Source organism: Streptomyces flavofungini (assembly GCF_041028215.1).
Classification (GTDB): Bacteria; Actinomycetota; Actinomycetes; order Streptomycetales; family Streptomycetaceae; genus Streptomyces; species Streptomyces flavofungini_B.
The window spans coordinates 1-3,187 of record NZ_JASKYR010000882.1; the positions used below are offsets into that span (position 1 = coordinate 1).

Sequence of the window (3,187 nt, forward strand, 5' to 3'; positions counted from 1 at the left end):
GGGGTGCGGGTGAGGCGGTCCGGTTGGGGGGTGCGTTGCTACGGGATGCGGCGGGGCACGTCTCGGCCTCTGCATGAGTGGCCGGTGCCGGGGACCACCCTCACCCCCAGCCGGGGACCACGAGCACCAGCCACGCCGCGGCGGGCACCAGCGCGACCACGGCACCTCCGTACACCATGAGCTGCCGGAAGAAGTGCTCCCGGTCCACGTCCGGTGCCGCCGCGAGGACGAGGGCGCCATTGGTGGAGAAGGGGCTGACGTCCACCACGGTCGCCGACACCGCGAGCGCCGCGATCATCCCGACCGCCCCGATCTCCCCCTGTGCGAGGAACGGCACGGCCAGCGGGATCAGCGCCCCCATGATGCCCACCGACGAGGCGAACGCCGAGACGAGGGCACCGATGTAGCACAGCAGCAGGGCCGCGAGCAGCGGGACACCGATGCCGCCGACGCCCTCGCCCGCCCACTTGATGGTGCCCATCTCCTCCAGCACGCCGACGTAGGTCAGGACACCGCAGATGAGCAGCACCGTCGGCCAGGCGATCTCGCCGACCGCCTTGCGGCTGGTGTCCGGCCACACCGCGCTGAGCAGCACGGCGAGGGTGACCGCGGTCAGACCCGCGTCCAGGTCGAGGACGAGGACGGCCACGACGAGCGCGACGAGCGCGACCAGCGTGGCGACGCGGGGGGCGGTGAGCCGGGTGCCGTCGTCGTGCGGATCGCCGTCGTGCGGGGTGCCGTGGTGCGTGGTGGTGCCGGAGGGGGCGCCGGTCCCGTCGTCCGCCACCCGGCGGCGGCCGAGCCTGAGGCCGCCGCACAGGACGAACACCACCCCCGCGATGACCACGTTGGCGACCAGCGAGGCGAGGAAGAGGGCGACCTCGTTGCCCGGCAGGTCCTCGCGCTCGACGATGCCGTTCACGATGGACCCGTAGATGCTGATCGGCGAGAACCCGCCGCCCTGCGCCCCGTGCACCACCATGGCGCCCATGAGGAGCGGGCTGATGCCATGGCGCGCGGCGAAGCTGAGCGCGATCGGAGCGACGATCGCCACCGCCGCCGGACTGACCGCCCCGATCGCGGTCAGCGCACCGGCGATCACGAACATCACCCAGGGAATCCACGCGATGCGCCCGCCGACCAGCCGGATGGACGCGTGCACCAGCCAGTCCGTCGTGCCGTTGGAACGGGCGATGGCGAACAGGTAGGTGACACCGACCAGGACCACGAACAGATCGCCGGGGAAACCGGCGAAGATGCCGTCGGCGTCCAGGTCGGCGACCAGCTCACCCACCGCGAACGCGGCGGCGAAGGCGAGCGCGCCCATATTGACCGAGCGGGTGGTGGCGATCACGAAGACCACCACGAGTACGAGGATGGAGATGAGTTCCGCGGACATGTGGGCTCCCGTCCTGGGGCCGTCCCTGGGTGGTCAAGTGGCTGGACCAATTGGCCTGTTGACGGCACTCAGAGTCGGGGCGAACGGTTTCAGCCGTCAAGGGGTACGGGAAAATTGGTTCAGCCACTGGACCGCATGGCGCTGCTAGGCTGCCCTCGCCACGGGGGCGGGGGCCTTCCGGAATCAGGGGGCAGGAGATGTCCGACGCACTGCGTCCCATGGGGCGTACGCGCCTTTACGAGCAGGTGCTCGACCGGCTGCGCTGCCATGCCGCGGAGAGCGGCCTGAAGGCGGGCGACCGGCTCCTGCCCGAACGTGAACTGGCCCGGCGGCTCGGGGTGTCCCGCGCCTCGGTGAAGCAGGCCATCGTCGTCCTCGAAGTACAGGGACTCGTCGAAGTACGGCAGGGCGGCGGCACGTACCTCGTCGGCGACAGCCTGGACGCCGAACCCGTCGAGCGGCTCGTGGAACGCCGTCGCAGACTGCCGGACGTCCTTGAGGCACGCGAGGCGATGGAGACGAAACTCGCTGAACTCGCGGCGGAGCGGCGCACCGAGGAGGACCTTGCCGCACTGCGGGCATCCCTCGACCACATGGCCGCGGAGATCGCCGGAGGCGGGCACGGCGCCGAGGGCGACCGGCGCTTCCACGCCGCCGTCACCGCCGCCGCCCACAGCACCCTGCTCGCCGAGTTCATGCGCTCCATCGCCGACGACATCGCAGAGAGCAGGCGCGAGTCCCTGCGCCAGCCGCGCAGGCCCGGCCGTTCCCTGGCGCAGCACCGGGCGATCCTCGACGCCATCGAGGCGGGGCGCGGCACGGCAGCGGCGGCGGCGATGCGGCGCCATGTGCGGACCGTCGCGAAGGTCCGGCTCCTGGACTGGGACCCGGAGCCGGACCCGGATGACGCGACGCCCTCGCTCTGAACAGGCGCGTACGGGAGGGAGATCGTCAGACGAGCGCGTCGGCCACCAGCGCGGCGGCCCGCGCCACCAGCGGATTGTCCGTGGGCCCCTGCGGGTCGTACTTCGTCGAGAGGATCGAAAGGACCAGCGGCTTGCGCCCGGGCGGCCGGACGACACCCACGTCGTTGGCGACGCCGTACTGGGCGCCGCCTCCCGTCTTGTCCGCCAGGACCCAGTCCGCGGGCAGGCCCTTGCGGAAGCGCTCGGTGTTGGTGGTGTTCGCCACCAGCCAGTCCCACAGCCGCTCGCGGTCCCCGGCCGGGAGCGCCCGGCCGAGGAGGAGCCGTCCGTAGGTCATGCCGATGGACCGGGGGCTCGTGGTGTCCTCGGCCCGCCAGGGCTCGGCGCTGTTGAGCGCGGGCTCCCAGCGGTCGAGCCGGGTCGTGCCGTCCCCGAGACTCCGGCAGAAGCGGGTGAGGGCGGCGGGGCCGCCCAGTTCGCGCAGGAGCAGGTTCCCGGCGGCGTTGTCGCTCTCGCTGACGGCGGCGGCGCACAGCTCGGCGCCGGTCAGGCCGCGCGCGATGTTCTCCGGCCTGCCGGTGACCGGGGCATAGCCCGCGGCGTTCACGAACTCCGCGGTGTAGTGGATGCGCCGGGCGAGGAATTCGCCGTGCCGGTCCAGGTCGCGCAGCACGGCCGCCGCGGCGAGGCCCTTGAACACCGAGCACATCGGGAAGCGCTCGTCCGCGCGGTGGGTCACCGTCGCGCCCGAGGCGGTGTCGAGGGCGAAGACACCGAGCCGGGCGGAGTACTCCCGCTCCAGCGCGCGGAGCCGTCCGGCGAGCGTGGTGCCGGGCTCGGCGGCGTACGCCCTGGTGCTCGC

The 3,187-nt window shown here is 72.5% G+C and carries 3 protein-coding genes; 1 reads left to right on the forward strand and 2 read right to left on the reverse strand.

Annotated features, from left to right (window positions below; all coding sequences use genetic code 11):
• Positions 1-100: 100 nt before the first annotated feature.
• The gene (locus AB8Z36_RS35965) at positions 101-1,399 is read right to left on the reverse strand and encodes an SLC13 family permease (RefSeq protein WP_369217592.1); all 1,299 of its coding nucleotides are present in this window, start codon (positions 1,397-1,399) and stop codon (positions 101-103) included.
• A gap of 197 nt (positions 1,400-1,596) precedes the next feature.
• Here AB8Z36_RS35965 and AB8Z36_RS35970 point away from each other — a divergent pair, with 197 nt between their 5' ends.
• Complete coding sequence (locus AB8Z36_RS35970; protein ID WP_369217593.1) at positions 1,597-2,325, forward strand: FadR/GntR family transcriptional regulator; 729 nt, start codon at positions 1,597-1,599, stop codon at positions 2,323-2,325.
• 25 nt (positions 2,326-2,350) lie between these two features.
• On the opposite strand, the gene bla is transcribed toward AB8Z36_RS35970, so the two are convergent.
• On the reverse strand, positions 2,351-3,187 hold an 837-nt coding region (gene bla / locus AB8Z36_RS35975), incomplete at its 5' end, for a class A beta-lactamase (RefSeq protein ID WP_369217594.1).

What these genes read in the sequence shown, in the direction of transcription:
- AB8Z36_RS35965 (WP_369217592.1), bottom strand. Translation starts at nt 1,399, where the DNA reads ATGTCCGCGGAACTCATCTCCATCCTCGTACTCGTGGTGGTCTTCGTG.
- AB8Z36_RS35970 (WP_369217593.1), top strand. Translation starts at nt 1,597, where the DNA reads ATGTCCGACGCACTGCGTCCCATGGGGCGTACGCGCCTTTACGAGCAG.